This is a genomic window from Nocardioides malaquae (assembly GCF_015070385.1).
Taxonomy (GTDB): Bacteria; Actinomycetota; Actinomycetes; order Propionibacteriales; family Nocardioidaceae; genus Nocardioides; species Nocardioides malaquae.
The window spans coordinates 101,606-127,450 of record NZ_JADCSA010000011.1; the positions used below are offsets into that span (position 1 = coordinate 101,606).

Here is a 25,845-nt window from a genome sequence, read left to right on the forward strand (position 1 = left end):
CTCACGCCTCGGGCACGTCGCGGTAGAAACGGTTGCGGTGACGCATCATCGCGACGAGCGCCAGGCAGAAGGCCCCGATGAGGATCCAGACGCTCCACGCGAGCGGACCGGTCAGCTCGCCACGCCGCGCGCTGAGCACCATCACGGGGCAGATCGAGACGAGCAGCCCCATCGTCCAGAGGTTGACCAGCGCCATGTCCTCCGCGAGCCGCCGGCGGGCCACCGGCTCGTGCTCGGGCTTCGCCCAGTGGTCCTTGCGCGGGATGTTGACCATCGACCAGTGCAGCCGGTCGGCGGAGTGCGACATCCAGGCGAGGAACAGCCAGGTCGCGAGGCAGAGACCACCGACGACCGCGACGAGCTCGGTGCGGGTGCCCCATTCGTCGGGCTGACCGTCGACGCCGAAGTGCACGGCGATCTCGCCGTCGGGCAGGGCGAACCAGGCCAGCGCGAAGCTCCCCAGGGCGAGCAGGAGGGCGGAGAGGTTCCACCGCGCCGGCAGGCTCATCGGTCCCTCCGCAGGGTGAGCGCGTGCCGCACCACCTCGTGCACCTCCACCTCGTCCGAGGTGATCCGGCCCACCGGCACGAAGTCGACCGCGTCGGTGGTGCCGCCCAGCTCGGCGACGTAGGGCTCGGCACCGTCGGCGAGCGACGCAGCGAAGATCGTGTGCACGCCGTGGAAGTCCTCGAGCCGCCCGTCGGGCGCGGTGCCGGTGAAGTGCACGTCGTGCAGGCCGAGCAGCTCGCCCACCTCGCACTCCACACCGCACTCCTCGAGCACCTCTCTGGCCAGCGCGTGGGCCGGCGCCTCACCGTGCTCGACACCGCCGCCCGGCAACGTCCAGGCCCCGGAGTGGAAGCCGTGCGACGAGATGCGCGTCAGCAACCACTCCTCACCCTCCGCGCCGTCGCGCGCGATGACGCCGTACGCCGCCAGTCGCTGCACGCGCGGCGGCTGCAGGTCGCCGAGAGCGTCGGCGACCATCGCGAAGACCGGCACCCGGCCCGAGAGCACGTCCTCGATCGGCTTCCAGGCGGCCTCGGCCGTCGAGCCGTCGACCTCGACGACGCGAGGGGCGGGCGACTCCTTGGCGACCCATCCCTCGAAGACGATGCGCAGCGCGTGGGCGTCGACCACCCGACCGTCACGGCGTACGCCCGGCAGGTGCGCCGAGTAGACACGAGCGGTCTCGCCGACGGTGACCGCCAGCCCCGTCTCCTCGTGCACCTCACGCACCACCGCGTCGCGGGGGTCCTCCCCGTGCTCGACGCCGCCGCCCGGAAGGGTCCACATCTCCGTCGCCGAGATCCGCTCGGCCAGGCGGGAGAGCAGGATCTCGTCGGTGCCGTCGGCGAGGGTGCGCCGGATGACCGCATAGGCAGCGACCCGCTGGTGACGGGGGTGGACTGCGGCGCTCATGGCACCAACCTAGGTCACCGTTCCAGCCATCCCTTGCCTACGGTGGAGGGATGCCGACCGCAACTCCCTCACGGGAGCTCGCGTCGCCGGCCTCGCAGCGGCGTCGCGACCCCTGGATCGACAACACCAAAGCCGTCCTCGTGCTGCTCGTGGTGGTGGGCCACTTCCTCACGATGACGCCCTGCGGGCCCACTGGGTGTGGCTGCCGGTCTCAGTCGCGCTGAGCCTGGTCGTCGGCCAGTGGGGCCTGCCGTGGCTCGACCTCAACCGGGTCTTCGGTTTCCTGCCCTTCTTCGTGCTGGGCCTGCACCTGCCGTCGTGGGCGGAGGCGGCGCTGCCGACGTGGTCCGCTGGCTGCCCGACGAGGCGTGGGGCCAGGTGCTGTGGGTCGTCACGGGGTCCCTCGCAGTGGGCGTGCTGCTGGGCTGGCCCCCGGTCGCCCGCCGTCTGCAGTGGCTGGTCGAACCGGTGGGTGCCGTACGCTCCCTCGCCGCCCACGTGCGTTCGCTCAGGAAGGCTCCGGAACCGTCGCCCACGACGCCGGCAGCGCCGACCGGGGAGAGTTGTCCCACCGCGCCGCCTCGGCCCGCGTCGGCGCGTGACCTCCCAGGTGCGCCGGATACCACGGGGCGTACTCCCCCGGTCGGGGACGATGGTGCTCCGCGGTCTGCAGGTCCTCCAGCATCTCGGTGAGCCGCACGCCCAACTTGGTCGTCCAGCTGTCGAGGTCCTCCCCCGGTCCCACGGTCAACGGTGGACCGAACCGCAGGTCGACGCGACGCCCGCGGGTGAGGTCGGGGCCGGGTTCGCGCCCGCCGAGCTCACCGCCCTCCGGGCGCCCCACCGAGTAGATCCGCTGGATGCCCCACAGCGCAGCCGGCACGACGACGGCGCCGGTCTCCCGGGCCAGGGCGGCCGTGCCGCGCATCAGCGGGCGCACCGTGAACGAGTAGGAGATGCCGGCCTCGGGGAAGGTGCCGACCATCTCGCCGTCGCGCAGCAGCCGGCGCGCCTGCAGGTAGGCAGCGGCCGGTGCCGCCCGGTCGACGGGGATGTGGCGCATCCGGGTCATGGGGCCCGCGATGCCCGGGGCGTGCCACACGTCGTGACGCGCCATGAAACGAGGCGTACGCCCTCGGCGACGCGCCGCCAGCGCGAGAGGCAGGGCGTCGAGGTAGGAGACGTGGGTCGCCGCGAGGATCACCGGCCCGGAGGTCGGCACGTGCTCGAGTCCGTCGACCTCCAGACGTACGTCGAGTGCCCGCATCGCCGCGCGCCCCACGGTCGTGGCCGCGGCATACCAGAACTCACCCACCGGCCCATTCTCGACGCCCTCGGGCCCGACGTCCGGCGAACGTCTCAGGAGAAGGGCGGTCGCGCGTCCCGGGCGATCGAGCGACGACCGGCCCAGCGCCACACCCGGGCGGCGGCGTCGCGGTCCTCGTCGGTGACCAGGTTGCCCATCCAACGCAGCGCCAGGGTCATCAGCAGGTCGGAACGCATCCCGACCGGGCCGAGGGCCGTGATGACCTTCGGCGTGGTGGCGATGCCGGCGAGGCGGCGGGCGATCGAGAAGGACTCCCCGTAGCTCTCCCGCAGCAGCGCCGGCCACGTGGTGGCGAGGTCGAGCTCCTCCCCGCTCCCCGCAACGCCGTGGGCGGCGAGCAGCTCGGCGAGCACCCGTCCGGTCTCCAGGCCGTAGTCGATGCCCTCACCGTTGAGCGGGTTGACGCATCCGGCGGCGTCACCGACCAGCGCCCAGTTGCGCCCCGCCACGTTGCTCACCGCCCCGCCCATCGGGAGCAGCGCGGAAGCCTCGGCGCGCAGGTCACCGACCAGCGCGAACTCCTCGCGCAACGTCTCGGCGTAGAAGCGCATCAGCGGCTTCACCGCGATGTCCGCGGGCCGCTTCGCGGTCGCCAGCGCCCCGGCGCCGAGGTTGACCTCGCCGCTGCCGAGCGGGAAGACCCAGCCGTAGCCCGCGAGCGCCTTCCCCTCCTCGTCGCGCAGCTCGAGGTGGGAGGAGATCCACGGGTCGTCGCTGCGCTCGGACTTCACGTACGACCGTCCCGCGACGCCGTAGACGGTGTCGCGGTGCCACTCGCGCCCGAGCACCTTGCCGAGCGGGGAGCGTACGCCGTCGGCGACGACGAGCCAGCGGCACGCCACCTCGACGCGCTCCTTGGCGCCGTCCTCGCCGGTGACCTGGAAGACCACGGCACGCACCCGGTCGCCGTCCATGACGACGTCGACGGCCCGGGCCCCGTCGACCGACCTCGCGCCCGACGCCACCGCCGTGAGCCGCAGGTGGTCGTCGAGCTCGGTGCGCGGCACCGCGGAGCCCCAGGTGGGCAGGTCGCTGCCGGGCACGTCGGGCCAGCGCAGGTGGAGCACCTGGCCGAAGCCGTGGGCGCGCAGGCCGTGGTTGACGGTGCGGCCCTGCAGCCACTCGGTCAGTCCGAGCTTGTCGAGCTCGTGGATCGCGCGCGGGGTGAGGCCGTCACCGCAGGTCTTGTCGCGCGGGAAGACCGCGGCATCGACCAGCAGCGTCTCGAGTCCGTGGCGGGCCGCCCACGCGGCCGCACCGGACCCGGCGGGGCCGGCTCCGACGACGAGGACATCGGTCTGGGTGGGCAGCTCGTGGGGCACCCCCCGATTGTCTCAGGTGCACCCAGTCGCGGCGCACCGCCTCGAAATGGCCGCGAGGGCCGACCCCACGGACGTGGGGCCGACCCTCGCGGGTGACTGCGGGCGACGACTCAGTTCTGGTAGGAACCGAAGTCGAAGTCGTCCAGCGCGACGGCCTGGCCGCCCCCCTGACCGAAGTCGTAGTCGTAGTCGTAGCCGGTGACCTGGTAGGCGGCCGCGCGGGCCTCCTCGGTCGGCTCGACGCGGATGTTGCGGTAGCGCTCCAGACCGGTACCGGCCGGGATGAGCTTTCCGATGATCACGTTCTCCTTCAGACCCAGCAGCGAGTCCGAGCGACCGTTGATCGCCGCGTCGGTGAGCACGCGGGTCGTCTCCTGGAAGGAGGCGGCCGAGAGCCACGACTCGGTGGCCAGCGAGGCCTTCGTGATGCCCATGAGCTCCGCACGACCCGAGGCCGGCTTGCGGCCCTCGGAGACCACGCGACGGTTCTCCTCCTCGAAGAGCGCCCGGTCGACCAGGTCGGAGGGCAGCAGGTTGGTGTCACCCGACTCGATGACCGTCACGCGACGGAGCATCTGGCGCACGATGATCTCGATGTGCTTGTCGTGGATCGACACACCCTGGCTGCGGTACACGGCCTGGACCTCGTCGACGAGGTGCTGCTGGGCCCGGCGGATGCCGAGGACCCGCAGGACCTCCTTGGGGTCGGGCGTACCGAAGGTCAGCAGGTCGCCGACCTCGATGTGGTCGCCGTCGGCGATGCGCAGGCGCGAGCGCTTGGAGACCGGGTACTCGACCTTCTCGGAGCCGTCGTCGGGGGTGACGATGACCTTGCGGGCCTTGTCGGTGTCCTCGATCTCGACGCGACCGGCGACCTCCGAGATGGGCGCGAGGCCCTTCGGGGTGCGGGCCTCGAAGAGCTCGACGACTCGGGGCAGACCCTGCGTGATGTCGTCGGCCGACGCCACACCACCGGTGTGGAAGGTACGCATGGTCAGCTGCGTGCCGGGCTCACCGATCGACTGGGCGGCGATGATGCCGACGGCCTCACCGATGTCGACCAGCTTGCCGGTGGCCAGCGAGCGGCCGTAGCACTTGGCACACGTACCGGTCTTCGCCTCGCAGGTCAGGACCGAGCGGACCTTGACCTCGGTGATGCCGGCCTCGACCAGCTCACCGATCTTGACGTCACCCAGGTCCTCACCCGGCGCGGCGAGGACCTCGCCGGTGCTCGGGTGGACGACCTCGGTCGCCGCCGCGCGGGCGTAGGCCGCGGTCTCGGCGTTCTCGTGGCGGACGATGCGCCCGTCCTCGAGCACCTCACCGATGGTCTTGGCCAGACCGCGCTCGGTGCCGCAGTCGTCCTCGCGGATGATCACGTCCTGCGAGACGTCCACCAGACGACGGGTCAGGTAACCCGAGTCGGCGGTACGCAGGGCGGTGTCGGCCAGACCCTTGCGGGCACCGTGGGTGGAGATGAAGTACTCCAGCACCGACAGGCCCTCGCGGAAGTTGGCCTTGATCGGGCGCGGGATGATCTCGCCCTTCGGGTTGGCCACCAGACCACGCATACCGGCGACCTGACGGATCTGCATCATGTTTCCGGAGGCGCCCGAGTCGACCATCATGTAGATCGGGTTGGAGCGGTCGAAGTTCTCCGCCATCGCCTCGGCCACCTCGTTGGAGGCCTGGGTCCAGATCTCGATGAGCTCCTGGCGGCGCTCCTCGTCGGTGACCAGACCACGCTCGAACTGCTGCTGGACCTTCGAGGCCTGCGCCTCGTAGCCCGACAGGATCTCGGCCTTGGCGGCCGGCGCGGTCACGTCGTCGATCGACACCGTGACGCCCGAGCGGGTCGCCCAGTGGAAACCGGCGTCCTTGAGGGCGTCCAGCGACGCGGCGACCTCGACCTTGGTGTAGCGCTCGGCCAGGTCGTTGACGATCGCGCCGAGGCGCTTCTTGCCGACCTCCTCGTTGATGAAGGGGTAGTCGGCCGGCAGGGTGTCGTTGAAGATCGTGCGACCCAGCGTGGTCTCGATCGTCGCGACACCGGCCTCGTCGCCCACCTCGGCCACGTGGTCGGCCAGACGGATGCGCACCTTCGACTGCAGCGAGATCTCACCGCGGTCGAACGCCATGATCGCCTCGGCCTGCGAGGAGAAGTGACGCCCCTCGCCCGGCTCACCCTCACGATCGGTGGTCAGGAAGAACAGACCGATGATCATGTCCTGGGTCGGCATCGTCACCGGGCGACCGTCGGAGGGCTTGAGGATGTTGTTGGTCGAGAGCATCAGGATGCGGGCCTCGGCCTGGGCCTCCGCCGACAGCGGCAGGTGGACAGCCATCTGGTCGCCGTCGAAGTCCGCGTTGAAGGCGGTGCAGACGAGCGGGTGGATCTGGATGGCCTTGCCCTCGATCAGCTGCGGCTCGAAGGCCTGGATGCCGAGGCGGTGCAGCGTGGGTGCACGGTTGAGCAGCACCGGGTGCTCGGTGATGACCTCTTCGAGGACGTCCCACACGACCGGACGCGCGCGCTCCACCATCCGCTTGGCGGACTTGATGTTCTGCGCGTGCGAGAGGTCGACCAGACGCTTCATCACGAACGGCTTGAAGAGCTCCAGGGCCATCTGCTTGGGCAGACCGCACTGGTGCAGCTTCAGCTGCGGACCCGAGACGATCACCGAACGACCCGAGTAGTCGACGCGCTTGCCGAGCAGGTTCTGACGGAAGCGACCCTGCTTGCCCTTGAGCATGTCGGAGATCGACTTCAGCGGACGGTTGCCGGGGCCCGTGACCGGGCGACCGCGACGGCCGTTGTCGAAGAGGCTGTCGACGGCCTCCTGGAGCATCCGCTTCTCGTTGTTGACGATGATCTCCGGAGCACCCAGGTCGAGCAGGCGCTTGAGTCGGTTGTTCCGGTTGATCACGCGGCGGTACAGGTCGTTGAGGTCGGAGGTCGCGAAGCGGCCACCGTCCAGCTGGACCATGGGACGCAGGTCCGGCGGGATCACCGGGACGGCGTCGAGCACCATGCCGATGGGCTGGTTGCCGGTCTTGCGGAAGGCGTCGACGACCTTGAGGCGCTTGAGGGCGCGGACCTTCTTCTGGCCCTTGCCGTTGGCGATCGTGTCGCGCAGCGACTCGACCTCGGCCTCGATGTCGAAGTCCTGGAGGCGCTTCTGGATCGCCGTGGCGCCCATGTGGCCCTCGAAGTACTTGCCGAACCAGTCCTTCATGGAGCGGTAGAGCACCTCGTCACCGAGGAGGTCCTGCACCTTCAGGTTCTTGAAGGTGCTCCAGATCTCCTCGAGGCGGGCGAGCTCGTTGTCGGAACGCTTGCGGATCTGCGCCATCTCGCGCTCCGCACCGTCCTTGACCTTGCGACGCTGGTCGGCCTTGGCGCCCTCGGCCTCGAGGGCAGCCAGGTCCTCCTCCAGCTTCTTCGCGCGGTCGTCGATCATCGAGTCGCGGCGCTTCTCGAGACGCTCGCGCTCCAGGCCCACCTTGTTCTCGAGCGAGGACATGTCGCGGTGACGCGCGTCCTCGTCGACCGAGGTGATCATGTAGGCGGCGAAGTAGATGACCTTCTCGAGGTCCTTCGGCGCGAGGTCCAGCAGGTAGCCGAGACGCGACGGGACACCCTTGAAGTACCAGATGTGGGTGACCGGCGCGGCCAGCTCGATGTGGCCCATCCGCTCACGACGCACCTTGGAACGGGTGACCTCCACGCCACACCGCTCGCAGATGATGCCCTTGAAGCGGACGCGCTTGTACTTGCCGCAGTAGCACTCCCAGTCACGGGTCGGGCCGAAGATCTTCTCGCAGAAGAGTCCGTCGCGCTCGGGCTTGAGGGTGCGGTAGTTGATGGTCTCCGGCTTCTTGACCTCGCCGTGGCTCCACTCGCGGATCGAGTCCGCGGTGGCCAGCGAGATCTGCAGCTGGTCGAAGAAATTGACGTCGAGCACTGTGTTGATTCCCTACCTTCTCAGACTTCTTCGACGGAGCTGGGCTCGCGACGGGACAGGTCGATGCCGAGCTCTTCGGCGGCGCGGAAGACGTCGTCCTCCGCGTCCTTCATCTCGATCGGGGTGCCGTCCTGCGACAGCACCTCGACGTTGAGGCAGAGCGACTGCATCTCCTTGATGAGCACCTTGAACGACTCGGGGATGCCCGAGTCGGGGATGTTCTCACCCTTCACGATGGCCTCGTAGACCTTGACGCGACCGGGCACGTCGTCGGACTTGATCGTCAGCAGCTCCTGGAGCGCGTAGGCAGCGCCGTACGCCTCCATCGCCCAGACCTCCATCTCACCGAAGCGCTGGCCACCGAACTGGGCCTTACCGCCGAGCGGCTGCTGGGTGATCATCGAGTAGGGGCCGGTCGAGCGGGCGTGGATCTTGTCGTCGACCAGGTGGTGGAGCTTGAGAATGTACATGTAGCCGACCGAGACCGGGTCCGGGAACGGCTCGCCGGAGCGGCCGTCGAAGAGGTTGGCCTTTCCGGTCTCGTCGATCACGCGGACGCCGTCACGGTTGGGCAGCGTCGAGCCGAGCAGGCCGGTGATCTCGTCCTCACGGGCACCGTCGAAGACCGGGGTGGCGACCTTGGTGTTCGCCGCCGCCTTCTCCGCACCGATCGAGAGCAGACGCTCCTTCCAGGCCGCGTCGGAGGTGTCGCCGGAGAGGTTGAGGTCCCAACCCTGCTTGGCGAGCCAACCGAGGTGCAGCTCGAGGATCTGGCCGATGTTCATACGACGCGGCACACCGAGCGGGTTCAGGATCACGTCGACCGGGGTGCCGTCCTCCATGAACGGCATGTCCTCGACCGGCAGGATCTTGGCGATGACGCCCTTGTTGCCGTGACGACCGGCGAGCTTGTCACCGACGGAGATCTTGCGCTTCTGAGCCACGTAGACGCGCACCAGCTGGTTGACGCCGGGCGGCAGCTCGTCGCCGTCCTCACGGTCGAAGACGCGCACGCCGATAACCGTGCCGGACTCACCGTGCGGCACCTTCATCGAGGTGTCGCGGACCTCGCGGGCCTTCTCGCCGAAGATGGCGCGCAGCAGGCGCTCCTCCGGGGTCAGCTCGGTCTCACCCTTGGGGGTGACCTTGCCGACGAGGATGTCGCCGGGAGCGACCTCGGCACCGATGCGGATGATGCCGCGCTCGTCGAGGTCGGCCAGACCCTCCTCGGAGATGTTCGGGATGTCCCGGGTGATCTCCTCGGGGCCGAGCTTGGTGTCGCGGGCGTCGACCTCGTGCTCCTCGATGTGGATCGAGGTGAGCACGTCCTCCTGGACCAGGCGCTGGCTCAGGATGATGGCGTCCTCGTAGTTGTGGCCCTGCCAGGGCATGAAGGCCACGAGGAGGTTGGTGCCCAGCGCCATCTCGGCGTCGTCGGTGCAGGGACCGTCGGCGATCGGCGTACCGACCTCGAGGCGGTCACCCTCGCGCACCAGCGGACGCTGGTTGATGCAGGTGCCCTGGTTGGAGCGGCGGAACTTCGCCAGGCGGTAGGACGAGTAGGACCCGTCGTCGTTCATCGTCTCGATGACGTCGGCGGAGACCGACTTCACCACACCAGCGGTCTCGGAGACCACCACGTCGCCGGCGTCGACGGCGGCGCGGTACTCCATGCCGGTGCCGACGAGCGGGCTGTCGGAGGTGATCAGCGGGACAGCCTGACGCTGCATGTTGGCGCCCATGAGCGCGCGGTTGGCGTCGTCGTGCTCGAGGAACGGGATGAGCGCGGTCGCGACCGACACCATCTGGCGCGGCGAGACGTCCATGTAGTCCACGTCGCCGGGCAGGATCTCGGAGACCTCGCCACCCTTCTGACGCACCAGGACACGCTCGTCGACGAAGCGTCCGGACTCGTCGATCGCGGCGTTGGCCTGGGCGATGACGTAGCGGTCCTCGTCGTCGGCGGTGAGGAAGTGGACCTCGTCGGTGACGACGCCGTCGACGACCTTGCGGTAGGGCGTCTCGACGAAGCCGAACGGGTTGATCCGACCGTAGGAGGCCAGCGAGCCGATCAGACCGATGTTGGGACCTTCAGGGGTCTCGATCGGGCACATGCGGCCGTAGTGCGACGGGTGGACGTCGCGGACCTCCATGCCGGCGCGGTCACGGGAGAGACCGCCGGGGCCGAGCGCGGAGAGGCGACGCTTGTGCGTCAGGCCCGCGATCGGGTTGGTCTGGTCCATGAACTGCGACAGCTGCGAGGTGCCGAAGAACTCCTTCAGCGCCGCCACGACCGGGCGGATGTTGATCAAGGACTGCGGCGTGATGGCCTCGACGTCCTGGGTCGTCATGCGCTCGCGGACCACGCGCTCCATGCGGGCCAGACCGGTGCGGAGCTGGTTCTGGATCAGCTCGCCGACCGTGCGCATGCGGCGGTTGCCGAAGTGGTCGATGTCGTCGGCCTGGACCTTGATCGGCTTCTCGTCCTGGCCCATCACCACGTTGCCCTGCGGGTCGACCAGGTCGACCGGCTCGGCGGGCGCGCCGGAGGCGTGCAGCTGGACGATGTAGCGGATGGCCGCCACGATGTCCTGGATCGTGAGGGTCTGCTGGTCGAACGCCTCGTCCAGGCCCAGCTTCTTGTTGATCTTGTAGCGACCGACCTTGGCCAGGTCGTAGCGCTTCGGGTTGAAGTAGTAGTTCTTCAGCAGCGTCAGCGCAGCCTCGCGCGTGGGCGGCTCGCCCGGGCGCAGCTTGCGGTAGATGTCCAGCAGCGCGTCGTCAGGACCGGCGGTGTTGTCCTTCTCCTCGGTCAGCTGGATCGACTCGTACTGGCGCAGCTCGGCCATCACCGACTCGTAGTCGTAGGGCTCGCCCTCGTAGTCCTCCTCCTGTGCGAGCACCTGGAGGGCCTTGAGCAGCACCGTGACGTTCTGCTTGCGCTTGCGGTCGAGGCGGACGCCGACGAGGTCGCGCTTGTCGATCTCGAACTCCAGCCAGGCACCACGCGAGGGGATGACCTTCGCGGTGTAGATGTCCTTGTCGGAGGTCTTGTCGGCCGTACGCTCGAAGTACGTGCCGGGGGAACGCACGAGCTGCGACACGACGACGCGCTCGGTGCCGTTGATGATGAAGGTGCCCTTCTTCGTCATCATCGGGAACTCACCCATGAAGACGGTCTGGGCCTTGATCTCGCCGGTCGTGTTGTTCATGAACTCGGCGGAGACGTAGAGGGGGCGGGAGTAGGTGAAGTCCTTCTCCTTGCACTCCTCCTCGGTGTACTTCGGGTCCACGAAGACCGGGTTCTCGAAGGACAGCGACATGGTGTCGTTGAAGTCCTCGATCGGGGAGATCTCCTCGAAGATCTCCTCGAGGCCCGACTTCTCCGAGACGTCCTCGCCGGCAGCCTTGCGGGCGGCGACGGTCTCCTCCCAGGTCTCGTCACCGATCAGCCAGTGGAAGCTGTCGGTCTGGAGAGCCAGGAGCGGAGGAACCTCGAGGGGCTCGTTGATCTTTGCGAAAGAGATGCGACGGGGGTTACCAGCGGAGCTGCGCGCGGCCAAGATGTGCGTCCTTCGAATCATCGCTGAAGGTGAAGTGGCGCCGCCGACCACTACAACACCCCTCCGGACAGGGCGAGAGCATATGAGGGCAGGCGCAACGACTGAGCATAGCGCATGCAAGGGGTCTCCACCAAGACCCGAGAATCAGGACTCCGGTCACACCGCACGGCCCCGCGGGCTGCCAGGTGGATCGATCCGGGTGGACGAAGCGATGATGACCCCCCGACGCACCCCGGGTCAAGCGGACCGGGCCGCTGCTCACCAAATGACCGAAGGCGGCCACCCCGTGGGGTGACCGCCTCCGAAGCTCCGAGGAGCAGGATTCAGCGGAACGTCACTTGAGGGTGACGCTGGCGCCGGCGCCCTCGAGCGCCTCCTTGGCCTTGTCCGCGGCCTCCTTGTTGGCGCCCTCGAGGACAGCCTTGGGGGCGGACTCAACGAGGTCCTTCGCCTCCTTCAGGCCGAGACCGGTCAGGGCGCGCACCTCCTTGATGACGTTGATCTTCTTGTCACCAGCGGCCTCGAGGATGACGTCGAACTCGTCCTTCTCGGCAGCGGCCTCGGGGGCAGCGCCACCCGCGGCGGGGGCAGCGGCGGCGGCGACCGGCGCGGCGGCGGTGACGCCGAAGGTCTCCTCGAACTCCTTCACGAACTCGGAGAGCTCGATGAGGGTCATCTCCTTGAACGCGTCGAGGAGCTCTGCAGTGCTGAGCTTCGCCATGATGGGCGATTCCTTCCATTCGGTGGCCGGCCCGGTTGAGGGACGGCCGAGGGGTAACAGGTGGTGTACGTCGGCCCTGGATCAGGCGTCGGTGGACTCGGCAGCCTCGGCGGACTCCTCTGCAGGAGCCTCCTCGGCAGCCGGAGCGTCCTCGGCAGCGGCCGGCGCACCGGCACCACCTGCGAGGATCGAGGGGTCCTGCTCGGCCTTCGCCTGCAGGGCGCCGGCGAGCCGGGCAGCCTGCGAGAGCGGGGCGTTGAGCAGGTAGACGGCCTGGGAGAGGGAGGCCAGCATCGCGCCGGCCATCTTGCCCAGGAGCACCTCACGCGACTCGAGGTCGGCAAGCTTGCCGATCTCGGTGGCGTCGAGGATGTTGCCGTCCAGGACGCCGCCCTTGATGACGAGGGCGGGGTTTGCCTTGGCAAAGTCACGCAGACCCTTCGCCGCCTCGACCACGTCACCCTCGATGAAGGCGATGGCGGTCGGGCCGGTGAGAAGGTCGTCGAAGCCGGTGATGCCCACCTCGTTGGCGGCAAGCTTGGCCAGCGTGTTCTTGACCACGGCGTAGTTGGCGTTCTCGCCGAGGGAGCGCCGCAGTTCCTGCAGCTGCTTCACGGTGAGACCGCGGTACTCGGTCAGCACAGCACCTGCGGACTCGTTGAACGACTCAACGATCTCCGCGATGGCTGCTGCCTTCTCTGGCCGCGCCATGGGTCTCCTTCCGGACTACGCTCGAAGACGTACCGGCCAGGCCCCTCAACGACGAACGCCCCGGGCGCAGGGCCCAAGGCGTGTGACGGACGATGTCCGTTCTGCTCTGTGCACCTACGCTGGCCGTCCGCTGCTGCGGAACCTTCGGTCTCCGGGACCCACACGCTGTGCGGACCCGTTCGACCACCGGCGGTCTCTGGTTACGAGGAGTGACTCTAGGCGACGGCGCCCTCTGCACCAAATCCGCGTACGTCCTTGGCCGAACAGGTCACGACCGGCGTCGAGTCGTGCTCAAATCGGTGTCGTGGACCCGCTGCTGACCCCCCTGGACCAGGTGCTCGAGCGCGTCGACAACCGACTCCTCTCCCCCGATGCCGACGTGCGGATCTGGGCCACCGGCTTCCCGTTGCTCGACGACGCCCTCGGCGGCGGCCTGCGCGCCGGCAGCCTCAACCTGCTCGCCGGCTCCCAGGGTGAGGGCAAGACGACGTTCGCCCTGCAGATCGCCCGCCAGTGCGCCAAGGCGGGGCAGCCGGTCGTCTTCTTCTCCTACGAGCTCGAGGCCGAGGTGCTGCTGCAGAAGATGCTGGCCGCCGAGTGCGCCGAGCAGGACGTCGAGACCCCGGCCAGCGTCTACCAGGTCCGGGCTGCCTTCGAGGGCACCGACAACGGCGCCGGCGGACTGCCCGAGCGGATGGCCCGCTACGAGGGCGGCCTCGACGCCCTGGCCGCGGTGAGCGAGTACGCCGACCGGATGCACATCCACCGCTCGACGACCACCTCCACCACGCTCGAGGTCATCCACCGCACGGTCAAGGACGTGATCGCCCACCACGGACAGCCTCCGCTGGTCGTCGTCGACTACCTCCAGAAGGTGCGCCCGACGGTCCACATGGAGGAGGAGCAGGCCGTCACCCACGTGACCGAACGCCTCAAGGACGTCGCCATCGAGTTCGCCTGCCCCGTGCTGAGCATCTCGGCCTCCGACCGCGCCGGCCTCGAGCCGGGCCAACGGATGCGCGCCCGCAACATGAAGGGCTCCACCGCCCTGGCCTACGAGGCCGACGTCGTGCTCATCCTGGCCAACAAGGCCGACATCGTCGCGCGGCACCACCTCATGTACTCCGCCAACAACGGCGAGCACTTCCGCGACTACTCCGTGCTCACCGTCGAGAAGAACCGCTCCGGGCGCACCGGCGCGGAGGTGGAGTTCCGCAAGCAGTTCACCCACGGTCGATTCCAGCCCGAGGGCACCGTCGTCACCGAGGACCTGGTCGACGAACGCGTCTTCGTGGAGTGAGGGCGTACGCCGGTCGGCGGGTGGGAGGTCGACCGGCGGGCCGCACCCCCACGAAAATGCACGAGGCCGGTCACCCCCAGGGGTGACCGGCCTCGTGGCGTGGCGATCAGACGATCACTCGCCGGCCTCGTCGTCGGCGGCGACGTTCTTCACGCGAGCCGGGTCGACCAGGATGCCGGGGCCCATCGTCGTGGAGAGCGAGATCTTCTTGATGTAGCGGCCCTTCGAGCTGGCCGGCTTGAGACGGAGGATCTCCTCCAGCGCCGCGGCGTAGTTCTCCGCGAGCTGGACCTCGGAGAAGGACGCCTTGCCGATCAGGAAGTGCAGGTTCGAGTGGCGGTCGACGCGGAACTCGATCTTGCCGCCCTTGATGTCGGAGACGGCCTTGGCCACGTCGGGGGTGACGGTGCCGGTCTTCGGGTTCGGCATGAGGTTGCGGGGACCGAGCACGCGGCCCAGGCGACCGACCTTGCCCATCATGTCCGGGGTCGCGACCACGGCGTCGAAGTCGAGCCAGCCGCCCTGGACCTTCTCGATCATGTCGTCGCCACCGACGAAGTCGGCGCCGGCCTCACGGGCGGCCTCGGCCTTGTCGGCGTTGGCGAAGACGAGGACGCGGGCGGTCTTGCCGGTGCCGTGGGGCAGGTTGACCGTGCCGCGGACCATCTGGTCGGCCTTGCGGGGGTCGACACCGAGACGCATGACGACGTCGACGGTCTCGTCGAACTTCTTCTTGCTGTTGTCCTTGGCGATCTTGATCGCGGCGAAGGGCGAGAAGACCTCGTTCTTGTCGAACTTGGCCGCGGCCTCGCGGTAGCTCTTGCTGCGCTGCATGTCTGGGTACTCGTTTCTTTCCAGTGTGGTCAGTGAGCCAGCGCGGCTCTGCCACTGAAGGGTGGTTCGGGGACGGAGCAGATCAGTCGGTGGTGACGCCCATGGAGCGGGCGGTCCCCTCGACGATCTTCATCGCACCTTCGATGTCGTTGGCGTTGAGGTCGGGCAGCTTCGTCTGCGCGATCTCGCGGATCTGGTCCTTGGTGAGCTTGCCGACCTTCTCCTTGTGCGGCACGCCCGAACCCTTGGCCAGGCCGGCGGCCTTCTTGATCAGCTCCGCGGCCGGCGGGGTCTTCGTGATGAAGGTGAACGAACGGTCCTCGTAGATGGTGATCTCGACGGGGATGACGTTGCCGCGCATCGACTCGGTCTGCGCGTTGTAGGCCTTGCAGAAGTCCATGATGTTGACGCCGTGCGGACCGAGGGCGGTACCGACCGGCGGAGCCGGGGTCGCGGAGCCAGCCTGGAGCTGGACCTTGACCAGGGCTGCGATCTTCTTCTTGGGAGGCATGTGTGGATCCTTCTGATCGTGACGTCGTGGTCTTGTCGAGCCGGACCGGGATGCCTCCCGGCGGGCTCTGCCACCTGGGTGTTGCTCACGCCGCTGTCGCGACGCATGCGCGGGTGCCGTTCACACGGCAGCGCCGGCCGTCGAACAGTCTCGCATTTCCACCCCGGGAGGTGGAATTCGAAGACTGCCGCCGGCCGGCAGCGCTGGATGCCTCAGACCCGCTGGATCTGGCTGAAGCTCAGCTCGACCGGGGTCTCCCGGCCGAAGATCTCGACGAGGGCCTTGACCCTCTGGGACTCACCGTTGATCTCGGTGATGGTCGCGTGCAGCGTGGCGAACGGGCCGTCGACCACCATGACGGAGTCGTTGACCGCGAAGTCGGCGACCTCGACGGGCTTCTTGGCGCCACCGCCGCCACCACCGGACGACGACGCTGCCTGGGCCTCGGCCTCGGCGACCGCGACCGCGCTGGGGGCCAGCATCGACTCGACCTCGCTCATGGAGAGCGGGACCGGGTTCTGCGCGTTGCCCACGAAGCCGGTGACCGACGGGGTGTGGCGCACGGCCGACCAGGACTCGTCGGTCAGGTCCATGCGCACCAGGACGTAGCCGGGGAGGACGGTGCGGGTGACCATCTTGCGCTGGCCGTTCTTGATCTCGGCGACCTCCTCGGTCGGCACGACGATCTCGTGGATGTACTCACCCATGTCCAGGGCCTGGATGCGGTTCTCCAGGTTGGCCTTCACCCGCTTCTCCATGCCGGAGTAGGTGTGGATGACGTACCAGTCACCGGGCTTGGCCCACAGCTCGCGACGGAACGCCTCGAGCGGGTCGTCCGCGTCCGGGGTGCTGGACTCCTCGGCCTCGGTGGTCTCGAGGTCGGCCTCGGTGGACTCGGCGTCGACCTCGGTCGGCTCCTGGGAGTCGTTCTGCTCAGACACGTGATGCTCCGTCACTCGTTCTACTGGTTGGCTGGTCCCGCTCGGCCCCGCAGGGCTGGCGTCAGTTGGTGCCGCCGGTGAACGCCCAGAAGACCAGACGTCCGAACCCGAGGTCCAGGAGCGAGACGATGCTCATCAGGACGACGACGAAGACCATCACCACGATGAAGTACGTGACGAGCTGCTTCTGCGTCGGCCAGACGACCTTGCGCAGTTCTGCGATGACCTGCCGCAGGAACGTCACCGGGTTCGTACGGGTGGTGCCCTTCTCCCCAGGCTCGTGAGCCTTGGCGTCCGACACTGTGCCCTCCATTGGAACTCGATGCGTGGTGTGTGGTCCGTACTGCTTCCTGCTCAGGCCGTCCTGCTTTGCAGGGCACGAGGGACTTGAACCCCCAACCTTCGGTTTTGGAGACCGATGCTCTGCCAGTTGAGCTAGTGCCCTCCGACGGGTCTCCCGCTCGCGGCGGCCCGGTTGGGGGGCAGCAACAAGCAGGTGGGAGAACCACCAGTCGGAGAGTGTACGGCCCTGCCGGTGTCTCGTCCAAACGCCCTACGATGTGCCCATGACCGAGACTTCCTCCCCCGCTCCCGCCAGCACGCCCCGCGACAAGCGCGTCTCGACCCGCGTCGGTGCCATCGCCGAGTCCGCCACGCTGAAGGTGGACGCCAAGGCCAAGGCCCTGAAGGCCGAGGGGCGCCCGGTCATCGGCTTCGGCGCCGGCGAGCCCGACTTCCCCACCCCGTCCTACGTCGTCGACGCCGCCGTCGAAGCCTGTCGTGACCCGAAGAACCACCGCTACACGCCCGCCGGTGGCCTGCCGGAGCTCAAGCAGGCGATCGTGGAAAAGACCCGGCGCGACTCCGGCTACGAGATCACCCCGGCCCAGGTGCTGGTGACCAACGGCGGCAAGCAGGCGATCTACGAGGCCTTCGCCGCGATGCTCGACCCGGGCGACGAGGTCATCGTTCCGGCCCCCTACTGGACCACCTACCCCGAGGCGATCGCCCTCGCCGGCGGCGTGCCCGTCGAGGTGCTGGCCGACGAGACGCAGGACTACAAGGTCACCGTCGCCCAGCTGGAGGCCGCGCGCACAGAGCGTACGAAGGTCCTGCTCTTCGTCTCCCCCTCCAACCCCACCGGTGCGGTCTACACGGCCGACGAGATCCGCGAGATCGGGGCTTGGGTGGAGGAGAACAACCTCTGGGTGCTCACCGACGAGATCTACGAGCACCTCGTCTACGACGACGTGCAGACGGGCTCCATGCCGGTGCTGTGCCCCGAGCTGGCGGACAACTGCGTCGTGGTCAACGGCGTCGCCAAGACGTATGCGATGACCGGCTGGCGCGTGGGCTGGATCATCGGCCCGACCGACATCATCAAGGCGGCGGGCAACCTGCAGTCGCACGCCACCTCCAACGTCGCCAACGTCTCGCAGCGCGCCGCCATCGCCGCCGTCGAGGGCGACCTCGCGGCCGTCGACGAGATGAAGGTGGCCTTCGACCGTCGCCGCAAGAAGATCGTCGAGATGCTCAACGAGGTCGAGGGCATCTACTGCCCCACCCCGCTCGGCGCGTTCTACGCCTACCCCTCGGTCAAGGGTCTGCTCGGCAAGACCTACGACGGCCAGGTCATCGACACCTCCGCCGCCCTCGCCGAGTACATCCTCGAGAAGGCCGAGGTGGCCGTGGTGCCCGGTGAGGCGTTCGGCTCCCCGGGCTACCTGCGTCTCTCCTACGCCCTCGGTGACGACGACCTCGTCGAGGGCGTGAGCCGCATCCAGAGGCTCTTCGCCTGAGCGGCGGAGGCTGACGATGCGGCGTGACCTCGTCGCGCTCCCCAAGGCGCACCTGCACCTGCACTTCACCGGCTCCATGCGGCACTCCACGCTGCTGGAGCTGGCGGAGCGCGACGGGATCACCCTGCCCGACTCGCTGGTCGAGGAGTGGCCGCCCCAGCTCTCGGCCGCCGACGAGAAGGGGTGGTTCCGCTTCCAGCGGCTCTACGACGTCGCGCGGTCCGTGCTGCGCACCGAGGGCGACGTACGCCGGCTGGTGCGCGAGGCGGCCGAGGACGACGTCCGCGACGGGGGTCGCTGGCTGGAGATCCAGGTCGACCCCAGCGGCTACGGGGCGCGCTTCGGCGGGATCACCGCCTTCACCGACCTGGTGCTCGACGCAGTGGCCGAGGCCTCCCGCGAGACCGGGCTGGGCATGGCGGTGGTCATCGCCGCCAACCGCACTCGACACCCGCTGGACGCGCGTACGCTCGCGCGCCTGGCCTCGCAGTACGCGGGGCGCGGCGTCGTGGGCTTCGGCCTCTCCAACGACGAGCGTCGCGGTCGGACCGAGGAGTTCCGGGGCGCCTTCGACATCGCCCGGCGCGCGGACCTGATGCTCGTGCCGCACGGCGGCGAGCTGCGCGGCCCCGCCCACGTGGCCACCTGCCTCGACGCCCTGGGCCCCACCCGGCTGGGCCACGGCGTCCGGTCGGTCGAGGACCCCCGCGTGCTGGAGCAGGTCGTCTCCCGGGGCGTCGCCCTGGAGGTCTGCCCCGTCTCCAACGTGGCGCTGGGGGTCTACTCCGACCTGACCTCTGTGCCCCTCCCGCAACTGGTGGAGGCGGGCGCGACCGTGGCCCTGGGGGCGGACGACCCGCTGCTCTTCGGGTCGCAGCTCGCGGGTCAGTACGCGACGATGCGCGCGGCCCACGAGCTGACCGATGCCCAGCTCGCCGAGCTCGCCCGCATGTCGGTGCGTGCCTCCCGTGCGCCCGATTCGGTGAGAGACTCCGTACTCGCGGAGATCGACGCGTGGTTGGCGGCGCCTGCCGCGGCCACGGCAGAAGGGGGAGGGTCATGAGCGAGGAGCGTCCTGCCGACGGCACGAGCGGGCCGGCGGACCAGCCCTACGGCAACCCCCCGGGCCAGCCCTACGGCAACCCTCCGGGCCAGGCGTACGGCAACCCTTACGGGCAACCCCAGGCACCGCCGCCCGAGGCATACCCGGGGCAGACGTATCCGGGGCAGACGTACCCGGGACAGGCCTACCCGGGGCAGGCGTACCCGGGACAGGCCTACCCGGCGCCCCCGACGCATGCGTACCCGCCCTACGGGCAGGCTCCCGCGCCGTCGCTGCCCGTGCCCTCCAGCGCGACGGCAGCCATGGTCCTGGGCATCATCGGCCTCTCGAGCGTCCTGGTGGCCTGTGGGATCGGCCTCTTCCTCTCTCCCGTCGCCTGGGTGCTGGGTGGGCGGGCCGTGCGTGAGATCGACGCTGCGGGCGGCGCCCTGGGCGGCCGCGACCAGGCCCGGTCGGGCCAGGTGATGGGCATCGTCGGCACCGTGCTGCTGGTGATCGCCCTGCTGGCCGTCATCGCCGTCGTGGCGCTCATCGCCGGGGGCAGCGGCGGCGAGACGTCCTACGAGACCACCTACGAGTTCTGATTCACCCGTCCCGGAAGACAGGAAGATCCCGATGAGCGACCCGAACAGCCCCGGCAACCCCAGCGACCCCAACCAGCCGCCCAACTACGGCCAGTACGGCGGCGGACAGTACGGAGGCGGCCAGTACGGCGGCGGACAGCCGGGCGGCTACGGCGGTCAGCCCGGTGGCTACGGCGGGCAGCCCGTGCAGGACCACCCGCAGGCCACCACGATCCTGGTGCTCGGCATCCTGTCGCTGATCTGCTGCCAGATCCTCGGTCCGGTCGCCTGGATCATGGGCAAGAAGGCCGTCGCCGAGATCGACGCCACCCCGGGCCGCTACTCCGGTCGCGACAAGGCCAACATCGGCAAGATCCTCGGCATCATCGGCACCGTCCTGCTGGTGCTGAGCATCCTCTTCTCGATCATCTACTTCGTGGCCATCGCCGGGATGATCGCCTCCGACACCTCGACCTACTGACGCCTCGGCTGATCCACCGGGTCAGAGCGTCAGACCGACGAGCACCGGCTCGTTGACCAGCCGCACCCCGAAGGCCTCCTCGACGCCGTCGCGCACCGCGCGGGCGAGCGCGAGGAGGTCTTCGGCGTTCGCGCTCCCCCGGTTGGTCAGCGCCAGCGTGTGCTTGGTCGAGAGGCTGGCCCGCCCCTCCACCCCGGCGGGGCTGTGGCCCTTGGCGAACCCGGCCCGCTCGATCAACCACGCGGCGCTGGTCTTCACGGTGCCGTCGGGCTGGGGGAAGCGCGGCGCCTCGTCGGGCAGGCGCGCCGCCGCCTCGGCGGAGAGCACGGGGTTGGTGAAGAAGGAACCGGCGCTCCACGTGTCGTGGTCGGCGGCGTCGAGCACCATGCCCTTGGCCGCGCGCAGCGCCAGCACCGCGGCGCGTACGTCCGCAGCCGGCGCCCGCTGCCCCACCTCGACGCCCAGCACGCGGGCCAGCTCCGCGTAGGCGACCGGGGCGCCGAGCGAGGCCGTGGGCAGCTGGAAGGTGACCTCGAGGATCACGAAGCGGTCGGGCTCGGCCTTGAAGCGGCTGTGCCGGTAGGAGAAGTCGCAGTCGGAGGCGGCGAAGGTGCGCACGCGTCCCTCCACCCGGTCCCAGGCGCGCACCTGCGCGATCGTCTGGGCGACCTCCTGGCCGTAGGCGCCGACGTTCTGGACCGGCGTGGCTCCCACGGAGCCGGGGATGCCGGAGAGCGCCTCGACGCCGCTCCAGCCCGAGGCCACGGCGTGGGCGACGAACGCGTCCCACTCCTCCCCCGCCGCCACCCGCACGACGGCGCCGCCGCAGGAGGTGTCGCCGGGCTCGGCGTCGGCGGTGATGCCGCGGGTGGCGATGCGGACCACGCGACCCCGGAACCCGGCGTCGGAGACGACCAGGTTGGAGCCGCCGGCCACCAGCAGCACGGGCACGCCGCGCTCGTCGGCGTCGCGGACGGCCTCGACCAGCTCGGCCTCGGTGGTGGCCTCGACGACCTCGTCGGCCGGTCCGCCGAGGCGCAGGGTCGTCATCTCGCTGAGGTTCACGGCACCAATGGAACCAGCCGGGGCCGACGACGGCGATTCCGGGCTCGCCACCGGTCCTCAGGGCAGGCGCAGCAGCGCCTTGGGCATGCCGAGCACCTTCGTGCCGTCGTGGGTGGCGGTCAGCTGCAGCCGCACGAGCGTGGCTCCGGAGTCGTCGACCGCACGCTCGTCGCCGGCGGCCTCCACGGTCTTCACCGTCGCGGCGACGACCACCTCGGCCGCGCCCTCGGCAGGCACCACGACGGGGTGGGTGAACTTCGAGCCCAGCTCCACGACCTCCGCGCCGGGGAACCACTCGGTGACCGCACGGGCGACCAGACCGAGGGTGAGCATGCCGTGGGCGATCACACCGGGTAGGCCGACCGCCTGGGCGACCTCCTCGTCGGAGTGGATCGGGTTGTGGTCGCCCGAGGCCTCGGCGTAGGCGACGAGGTCGGCGCGGGTGATCGTGAAGGTGCGCTCGGGCAGGGCGTCGCCCTCGGCGGGCACGACGGGTGGGGTAGTGGTCATGGCTGCTCCTCGTGCTCGTCGCCGGCCCGGTGCACCAGCGTGGCGCTGGCCCGGCACACGACCTGACCGTCGACGTCGGTGACGGTGCTGGTGGTGCCCACCAGGACGTTGGGGCCGATGCTGCGCAGGCTCGCGACCTCGAGCTGCGCGGTCAGCACGTCGCCCACGCGCAGGGGGCGGACGTACGCGAACCTCTGCTCGCCGTGGACGATGCGCTGCAGCTCGACCCCGACGGCGTCGAGGAAGGTCTGCATCGCCTCGAAGGCCAGCACGATCGGGTACGTCGGGGGCACGGCGCCGAGGTCACGGCCAGCGTCGGGCCCGACGCTTCCGGTGGCCGCGGCGAACCGGGCGACCGATGCAGGTGTGACGGTGTGGGTGCCGGTGGGCGGGAAGGTCCGTCCCACGAGGGACTGGTCGAGGGCCATGGACCGAAAATACGCAGCGCCCCGACCGGCGAACCGGACGGGGCGCTACTGAGAAGTTGTGTTCCGCGTCAGCGGGTCTCGCGGTGCGCGGTGTGCTTGCGGCAACGCGGGCAGAACTTGCTCATCTCCAAGCGGTCGGGGTCATTCCGACGGTTCTTCTTGGTGATGTAGTTGCGGTCCTTGCAGTCCACGCACGCAAGGGTGATCTTGGGGCGAACGTCAGAGCTCTTGCTGGCCACGGGAAGTCCTTGGTCTCGAATGCTGGTTGATGCCTTGGTCGCCGTCGTCCGGCTGATGGTCCTCAGGCTTCGTAGCGAGGGCGGGACTCGAACCCGCGACACCACGATTATGAGTCGTGTGCTCTAACCACCTGAGCTACCCCGCCACCGGGTGAGCACCCCGCCTCCGTGAAGAGGCGGACAACTCGTACCCAGAGCCCCTTTACGGAATCGAACCGTAGACCTTCTCCTTACCATGGAGACGCTCTGCCGACTGAGCTAAAGGGGCAACGAGGAAGAACAGTACACACCCCCGCAGCACCTGCAAAATCCGGCCCCCACCTCGACATGTACGCGCGTGCGCGAGGCTCACGGGCACCCGGGTCAGTGCCCCAGGAGCTTCCAGTCCCAGGCCTCCTCGAGCTGCAACGACAGCTGCAGCAGGAGCCGTTCCTGCCCCCATCCTCCACACAGCTGCATGCCCTGGGGAAGACCGGCCGACGTGGTTGCCAGCGGGAGGCTGATCGCCGGATCTCCGGTCGCGTTCTGCAGCGGGGTGAAGGCCACCCAGTCCATCAGGCGCTCGATGACGGTCTCGTAGTCGAGCGTGGGGTCGAGGTGTCCCACGCGCGGGGTCTCGGTCGCCAGGGTCGGCGTGAGCGTGACGTCGAAGCGTTGGTAGTGCCGCCTCGACGCCTTCTGGGTGCGCTGCAGGGCGCTGATCGCCCACGGCAGCCGCGCCAGGTTGCGCCGGCTGTGGCGCGCCAGGCCGAGGGTGAGGTTGTCGAGCTTGGTGGGGTCCCAGCCCGGGCCGTGCATCCTCCGGCCCGTCTGCACCAGGTACATGGCGAGCATCGACCAGTAGAGGAGGAACGCCTCGGCGAACCAGTCGGGCACCGGCGGGTCGACCTCCTCGACGTGGTGCCCGAGCGCCTCGAGGCGGGCGGCGGCGGCCAACGTGAGGTCGCGGACCTCCGGCGAGGCGGCGCGACCGATGCTCGTGGTGACGACGCCGATGCGCAGGGGCCGGTCCAGGGGCGTACGCACGTCGCCGATGCGCGGCAGTCGGGCGTCACGGTAGACCTTCTCGCTCTCCCACATGAAGGCTGCGGTGTCACGCACCGATCGCGTGACCACCCCGTCGGCGACGATGCGGACGGGCATCTGGCGCGTCATGGCGTCGGAGGGCGTGCGTCCGCGGGTGGGCTTGAGGCCGACCAGGCCGGTCACCGCGGCAGGGATGCGGATGGAGCCGCCGCCGTCGTTGCCGTGCGCCATCGGCACAGCGCCCGTGGCGACCATCGCGGCGGCTCCGGACGACGAGGCGCCCCCATAGTGGTCGAGGTTCCACGGGTTGCGCCCGGGCCCTTGACGGGGGTGGTCGCAGACGCCCGAGAAGCCGAACTCCGAGAGCCGGGTCTTGGCCAGGTTGACGGTGCCGAGTGCGTTGAAGAGTCGCGACACGTCGCCGTGGGAGGACGAGGGCGGGGCGACGAACGCGTCGGTGCCGTCCTGGGTGGGCAGACCCTGGATGTCGACGTTGTCCTTGAGCAGGACCGGCAGGCCGGCGAAGGGGCCCCGCCGCGGGCCCGCGGCCCTCAGCCGCGCCCGGTCGTAGTCACGCACGGCGATCGCACCGAGCTGGGGGTCGACGGCCTCGATCCGGGCGATCGCGGCCTCGACCAGCTCGGCGGAGGAGACCTCCCCGGCGCGGAGGCGCTGGAGCAGGCCCACCGCGTCGTCGTGGCCGAGGGCGTCGTCGGAGTAGGCGTGGATCGGTTCCATGACGGCACCCTAGTGGGGCGGATGACCTACCGGCAGGGGTCAGCGCAGCGACTGGCTGAGCTCGTGGACCGACGGGGTCACCGTCAACGTGGCGCGGGCGCCGTTGACCAGCGGGAGCTGCGGCGGCACGTGCCCGATCTCGAGGTCGAGCACGATCGGCAGGCCGAGGCGGCCGAGGGCGTCGAGGACGGCCTCGTCCTGGCTCATCTGTGCGTGGGCTGGTGCGCTGGTGCGGCCGATGAGGATCGCCCGGGCGTGGTCGAACCAGCCGGCCAGCCGCAGACCGTGGAGGTGGCGGCAGATCGTGGCCGCGTCGGCCTCCGCAGCCTCGAGGTAGACGAGCAGGCCGTCGTCGGCGTGCTCCGCGCCGTACGCCGCCACGTCGCCGTAGGGCGTACCGGCCAGGTTGACCATGGTCTCGATGCACCCGCCGATGAGCCGGCCGGTCACGTGGAGCTCGTCGACCGGGTGTCCGGGTGCGCCGTGCAGCCGCCAGTGACCCTCCCCCACCACGTGCCACCGCTCGGCGCGCGGAGCCTCGTCGGGGTCGCGCCATGCGGCGACCACGCCGGAGTCACGCTGGACGTGCGGACCGGGACCGGCGACCGCGTCGAGCCACTGGAGCAGGCCGGGGGGTGGGCGGTAGGGCGTGCCTGCGAGGTTGTCGCCGTGCAGCGTGGCCCACCCGAGGCGGGTGGTGAGCGGGACGAGCAGGGTGGAGATGTCGGAGTAGCCGACCAACCACGTCGGGGCGGCCTCGGCCAGCGCGTCCCAGTCGAGCAGGTCGACGAGGTCGATCGCGGTCTCCCCGCCCCACGGCGGCACGACGCAGCGGATGGCCGGGTCGCAGAGCATCGCGGTCAGCTCGGCGGCGCGCTGCTCGGCCGGCGCGGAGGTGATGCCGGCGCCATCCATGCAGTCGCCCACGACGACCTCGTAGCCACGGTCACGCAACCACTCCATCGCGAAATCCATGCGCGAAGCCGCGCCTCCACTGGCGCCCGCCGAGGCGGCGGTGACCGCGATCGTGTCTCCGGGACGCAGGGGTGCGGGGTAGCGAGTCATGCCTTCGCATCCTGCCAGTGAGCGGTGGCGGCGGGCGAGGCAAAAGATGTCGGTGGCCTCCGGTTGAGTTGACCCATGGACGAGGACCTCACCCCGAGCGCTCTGCTCGACGAGCTGCGGATGCGCCACGTCGTGGTGGCTGCGGCGCAGGTCGAGGAGCTCGAGGGTGTGTATGCGTGGGCGCTCGCGCACCCGGCGCTGGGGGATGCGGGGGTGTTGTCGCGCGACGAGTTCCCGGCCGGGGACGGCGC

At 69.6% G+C, this 25,845-nt stretch carries 25 protein-coding genes and 3 tRNA genes; 5 read left to right on the forward strand and 23 right to left on the reverse strand.

What is annotated here, in order from left to right; all coding sequences use genetic code 11:
* Position 1: 1 nt before the first annotated feature.
* From IEQ44_RS12020 to rplJ, 10 genes are all read right to left on the reverse strand, one after another.
* On the reverse strand, positions 2 to 508 hold the full coding sequence (locus tag IEQ44_RS12020; RefSeq protein WP_193638704.1) for a DUF1648 domain-containing protein: 507 nt from the start codon (positions 506 to 508) through the stop codon (positions 2 to 4).
* The gene (locus tag IEQ44_RS12025) at positions 505 to 1,422 is read right to left on the reverse strand and encodes an NUDIX domain-containing protein (protein ID WP_193638705.1); all 918 of its coding nucleotides are present in this window, start codon (positions 1,420 to 1,422) and stop codon (positions 505 to 507) included. The genes IEQ44_RS12020 and IEQ44_RS12025 overlap by 4 nt, the downstream gene beginning before the upstream one ends.
* A 37-nt stretch (positions 1,423 to 1,459) precedes the next feature.
* Positions 1,460 to 1,594, reverse strand: coding sequence for a hypothetical protein (locus IEQ44_RS17710; RefSeq protein WP_264674473.1), 135 nt, complete (start codon positions 1,592 to 1,594; stop codon positions 1,460 to 1,462).
* Entirely contained in the window at positions 1,591 to 1,920 is a 330-nt protein-coding gene (locus tag IEQ44_RS12030; protein WP_193638706.1) for a hypothetical protein, read from the reverse strand. Before IEQ44_RS12030 ends, IEQ44_RS17710 begins: the two co-directional genes overlap by 4 nt.
* Before the next feature lie 10 nt (positions 1,921 to 1,930).
* Positions 1,931 to 2,890: a lysophospholipid acyltransferase family protein gene (locus IEQ44_RS12035; protein WP_227487370.1), complete on the reverse strand. Its 960-nt coding sequence runs from the start codon at positions 2,888 to 2,890 to the stop codon at positions 1,931 to 1,933.
* Positions 2,782 to 4,071, reverse strand: coding sequence for a geranylgeranyl reductase family protein (locus IEQ44_RS12040; RefSeq protein ID WP_319804643.1), 1,290 nt, complete (start codon positions 4,069 to 4,071; stop codon positions 2,782 to 2,784). The genes IEQ44_RS12035 and IEQ44_RS12040 overlap by 109 nt, the downstream gene beginning before the upstream one ends.
* A 110-nt stretch (positions 4,072 to 4,181) precedes the next feature.
* Positions 4,182 to 8,036 carry a DNA-directed RNA polymerase subunit beta' gene (locus tag IEQ44_RS12045; RefSeq protein WP_193638708.1) on the reverse strand — a complete coding sequence of 1,285 codons (3,855 nt, stop codon included), beginning with the start codon at positions 8,034 to 8,036 and terminating at the stop codon, positions 4,182 to 4,184.
* Between the two features lie 20 nt (positions 8,037 to 8,056).
* Positions 8,057 to 11,620 (reverse strand): DNA-directed RNA polymerase subunit beta, encoded by a 3,564-nt coding sequence (rpoB, locus tag IEQ44_RS12050; RefSeq protein ID WP_193638709.1) that lies wholly within the window; start codon positions 11,618 to 11,620, stop codon positions 8,057 to 8,059.
* Between the two features lie 313 nt (positions 11,621 to 11,933).
* Positions 11,934 to 12,320, reverse strand: a complete 387-nt coding sequence (rplL, locus tag IEQ44_RS12055) for a 50S ribosomal protein L7/L12 (RefSeq protein ID WP_193638710.1) — start codon at positions 12,318 to 12,320, stop codon at positions 11,934 to 11,936.
* Positions 12,321 to 12,401: 81 nt separating this feature from the next.
* Positions 12,402 to 13,031 carry a 50S ribosomal protein L10 gene (gene rplJ, locus IEQ44_RS12060; RefSeq protein ID WP_193638711.1) on the reverse strand — a complete coding sequence of 210 codons (630 nt, stop codon included), beginning with the start codon at positions 13,029 to 13,031 and terminating at the stop codon, positions 12,402 to 12,404.
* 304 nt (positions 13,032 to 13,335) lie between these two features.
* Here rplJ and IEQ44_RS12065 point away from each other — a divergent pair, with 304 nt between their 5' ends.
* Positions 13,336 to 14,331, forward strand: a complete 996-nt coding sequence (locus IEQ44_RS12065; RefSeq protein ID WP_193638712.1) for a DnaB-like helicase C-terminal domain-containing protein — start codon at positions 13,336 to 13,338, stop codon at positions 14,329 to 14,331.
* 114 nt (positions 14,332 to 14,445) lie between these two features.
* On the opposite strand, the gene rplA is transcribed toward IEQ44_RS12065, so the two are convergent.
* From rplA to IEQ44_RS12090, 5 genes are all read right to left on the reverse strand, one after another.
* The gene (rplA, locus tag IEQ44_RS12070) at positions 14,446 to 15,165 is read right to left on the reverse strand and encodes a 50S ribosomal protein L1 (protein ID WP_193638713.1); all 720 of its coding nucleotides are present in this window, start codon (positions 15,163 to 15,165) and stop codon (positions 14,446 to 14,448) included.
* An 82-nt stretch (positions 15,166 to 15,247) separates the two neighbouring features.
* Positions 15,248 to 15,676, reverse strand: a complete 429-nt coding sequence (gene rplK, locus IEQ44_RS12075; protein WP_193638714.1) for a 50S ribosomal protein L11 — start codon at positions 15,674 to 15,676, stop codon at positions 15,248 to 15,250.
* A 212-nt stretch (positions 15,677 to 15,888) separates the two neighbouring features.
* Positions 15,889 to 16,617: a transcription termination/antitermination protein NusG gene (gene nusG, locus IEQ44_RS12080; protein WP_319804644.1), complete on the reverse strand. Its 729-nt coding sequence runs from the start codon at positions 16,615 to 16,617 to the stop codon at positions 15,889 to 15,891.
* A gap of 61 nt (positions 16,618 to 16,678) precedes the next feature.
* Complete coding sequence (gene secE / locus IEQ44_RS12085) at positions 16,679 to 16,918, reverse strand: preprotein translocase subunit SecE (RefSeq protein ID WP_193638716.1); 240 nt, start codon at positions 16,916 to 16,918, stop codon at positions 16,679 to 16,681.
* Between the two features lie 71 nt (positions 16,919 to 16,989).
* Positions 16,990 to 17,062: transfer RNA gene (locus tag IEQ44_RS12090), tRNA-Trp, on the reverse strand.
* A gap of 121 nt (positions 17,063 to 17,183) precedes the next feature.
* On the opposite strand from IEQ44_RS12090, the gene IEQ44_RS12095 reads away from it, so the two are divergent.
* Genes IEQ44_RS12095 through IEQ44_RS12110 form a run of 4 tightly spaced genes read left to right on the forward strand, consistent with a single transcriptional unit; the run spans position 17,184 to position 20,523 of the window.
* Positions 17,184 to 18,416 carry a pyridoxal phosphate-dependent aminotransferase gene (locus IEQ44_RS12095; RefSeq protein ID WP_193638717.1) on the forward strand — a complete coding sequence of 411 codons (1,233 nt, stop codon included), beginning with the start codon at positions 17,184 to 17,186 and terminating at the stop codon, positions 18,414 to 18,416.
* Between the two features lie 16 nt (positions 18,417 to 18,432).
* On the forward strand, positions 18,433 to 19,479 hold the full coding sequence (locus IEQ44_RS12100) for an adenosine deaminase (protein ID WP_193638718.1): 1,047 nt from the start codon (positions 18,433 to 18,435) through the stop codon (positions 19,477 to 19,479).
* Positions 19,476 to 20,063 (forward strand): DUF4190 domain-containing protein, encoded by a 588-nt coding sequence (locus IEQ44_RS12105; RefSeq protein ID WP_193638719.1) that lies wholly within the window; start codon positions 19,476 to 19,478, stop codon positions 20,061 to 20,063. The genes IEQ44_RS12100 and IEQ44_RS12105 overlap by 4 nt, the downstream gene beginning before the upstream one ends.
* A 31-nt stretch (positions 20,064 to 20,094) precedes the next feature.
* A complete protein-coding gene (locus tag IEQ44_RS12110) occupies positions 20,095 to 20,523 on the forward strand; it encodes a DUF4190 domain-containing protein (protein WP_193638720.1) in 429 nt (142 codons plus the stop codon).
* Positions 20,524 to 20,544: 21 nt separating this feature from the next.
* Here IEQ44_RS12110 and IEQ44_RS12115 read toward each other — a convergent pair whose 3' ends face one another.
* From IEQ44_RS12115 to IEQ44_RS12150, 8 genes are all read right to left on the reverse strand, one after another.
* On the reverse strand, positions 20,545 to 21,639 hold the full coding sequence (locus IEQ44_RS12115) for a UDP-N-acetylmuramate dehydrogenase (RefSeq protein WP_319804645.1): 1,095 nt from the start codon (positions 21,637 to 21,639) through the stop codon (positions 20,545 to 20,547).
* Between the two features lie 6 nt (positions 21,640 to 21,645).
* Positions 21,646 to 22,098: a MaoC/PaaZ C-terminal domain-containing protein gene (locus IEQ44_RS12120; RefSeq protein WP_193638721.1), complete on the reverse strand. Its 453-nt coding sequence runs from the start codon at positions 22,096 to 22,098 to the stop codon at positions 21,646 to 21,648.
* The gene (locus tag IEQ44_RS12125) at positions 22,095 to 22,526 is read right to left on the reverse strand and encodes an FAS1-like dehydratase domain-containing protein (protein WP_193638722.1); all 432 of its coding nucleotides are present in this window, start codon (positions 22,524 to 22,526) and stop codon (positions 22,095 to 22,097) included. The genes IEQ44_RS12120 and IEQ44_RS12125 overlap by 4 nt, the downstream gene beginning before the upstream one ends.
* 68 nt (positions 22,527 to 22,594) lie before the next feature.
* Positions 22,595 to 22,765 carry a 50S ribosomal protein L33 gene (gene rpmG / locus IEQ44_RS12130; protein ID WP_193638723.1) on the reverse strand — a complete coding sequence of 57 codons (171 nt, stop codon included), beginning with the start codon at positions 22,763 to 22,765 and terminating at the stop codon, positions 22,595 to 22,597.
* Between the two features lie 72 nt (positions 22,766 to 22,837).
* A tRNA-Met gene (locus IEQ44_RS12135) sits at positions 22,838 to 22,911 on the reverse strand.
* Positions 22,912 to 22,960: 49 nt separating this feature from the next.
* Positions 22,961 to 23,033 (reverse strand) — tRNA-Thr (locus tag IEQ44_RS12140).
* Positions 23,034 to 23,128: 95 nt separating this feature from the next.
* Positions 23,129 to 24,529 (reverse strand): amidase, encoded by a 1,401-nt coding sequence (locus tag IEQ44_RS12145; RefSeq protein WP_193638724.1) that lies wholly within the window; start codon positions 24,527 to 24,529, stop codon positions 23,129 to 23,131.
* Between the two features lie 39 nt (positions 24,530 to 24,568).
* The gene (locus tag IEQ44_RS12150; protein WP_193638725.1) at positions 24,569 to 25,594 is read right to left on the reverse strand and encodes a S66 family peptidase; all 1,026 of its coding nucleotides are present in this window, start codon (positions 25,592 to 25,594) and stop codon (positions 24,569 to 24,571) included.
* Positions 25,595 to 25,845: the final 251 nt, after the last annotated feature.

What these genes read in the sequence shown, in the direction of transcription:
- IEQ44_RS12020 (WP_193638704.1), bottom strand. Translation starts at nt 508, where the DNA reads ATGAGCCTGCCGGCGCGGTGGAACCTCTCCGCCCTCCTGCTCGCCCTG.
- IEQ44_RS12025 (WP_193638705.1), bottom strand. Translation starts at nt 1,422, where the DNA reads ATGAGCGCCGCAGTCCACCCCCGTCACCAGCGGGTCGCTGCCTATGCG.
- rpoB (WP_193638709.1), bottom strand. Translation starts at nt 11,620, where the DNA reads ATGATTCGAAGGACGCACATCTTGGCCGCGCGCAGCTCCGCTGGTAAC.
- rplL (WP_193638710.1), bottom strand. Translation starts at nt 12,320, where the DNA reads ATGGCGAAGCTCAGCACTGCAGAGCTCCTCGACGCGTTCAAGGAGATG.
- rplJ (WP_193638711.1), bottom strand. Translation starts at nt 13,031, where the DNA reads ATGGCGCGGCCAGAGAAGGCAGCAGCCATCGCGGAGATCGTTGAGTCG.
- rplA (WP_193638713.1), bottom strand. Translation starts at nt 15,165, where the DNA reads ATGCAGCGCAGCAAGAGCTACCGCGAGGCCGCGGCCAAGTTCGACAAG.
- rplK (WP_193638714.1), bottom strand. Translation starts at nt 15,676, where the DNA reads ATGCCTCCCAAGAAGAAGATCGCAGCCCTGGTCAAGGTCCAGCTCCAG.
- IEQ44_RS12095 (WP_193638717.1), top strand. Translation starts at nt 17,184, where the DNA reads ATGACCGAGACTTCCTCCCCCGCTCCCGCCAGCACGCCCCGCGACAAG.
- IEQ44_RS12100 (WP_193638718.1), top strand. Translation starts at nt 18,433, where the DNA reads ATGCGGCGTGACCTCGTCGCGCTCCCCAAGGCGCACCTGCACCTGCAC.
- IEQ44_RS12105 (WP_193638719.1), top strand. Translation starts at nt 19,476, where the DNA reads ATGAGCGAGGAGCGTCCTGCCGACGGCACGAGCGGGCCGGCGGACCAG.
- IEQ44_RS12110 (WP_193638720.1), top strand. Translation starts at nt 20,095, where the DNA reads ATGAGCGACCCGAACAGCCCCGGCAACCCCAGCGACCCCAACCAGCCG.
- IEQ44_RS12120 (WP_193638721.1), bottom strand. Translation starts at nt 22,098, where the DNA reads ATGACCACTACCCCACCCGTCGTGCCCGCCGAGGGCGACGCCCTGCCC.
- IEQ44_RS12125 (WP_193638722.1), bottom strand. Translation starts at nt 22,526, where the DNA reads ATGGCCCTCGACCAGTCCCTCGTGGGACGGACCTTCCCGCCCACCGGC.
- IEQ44_RS12145 (WP_193638724.1), bottom strand. Translation starts at nt 24,529, where the DNA reads ATGGAACCGATCCACGCCTACTCCGACGACGCCCTCGGCCACGACGAC.
- IEQ44_RS12150 (WP_193638725.1), bottom strand. Translation starts at nt 25,594, where the DNA reads ATGACTCGCTACCCCGCACCCCTGCGTCCCGGAGACACGATCGCGGTC.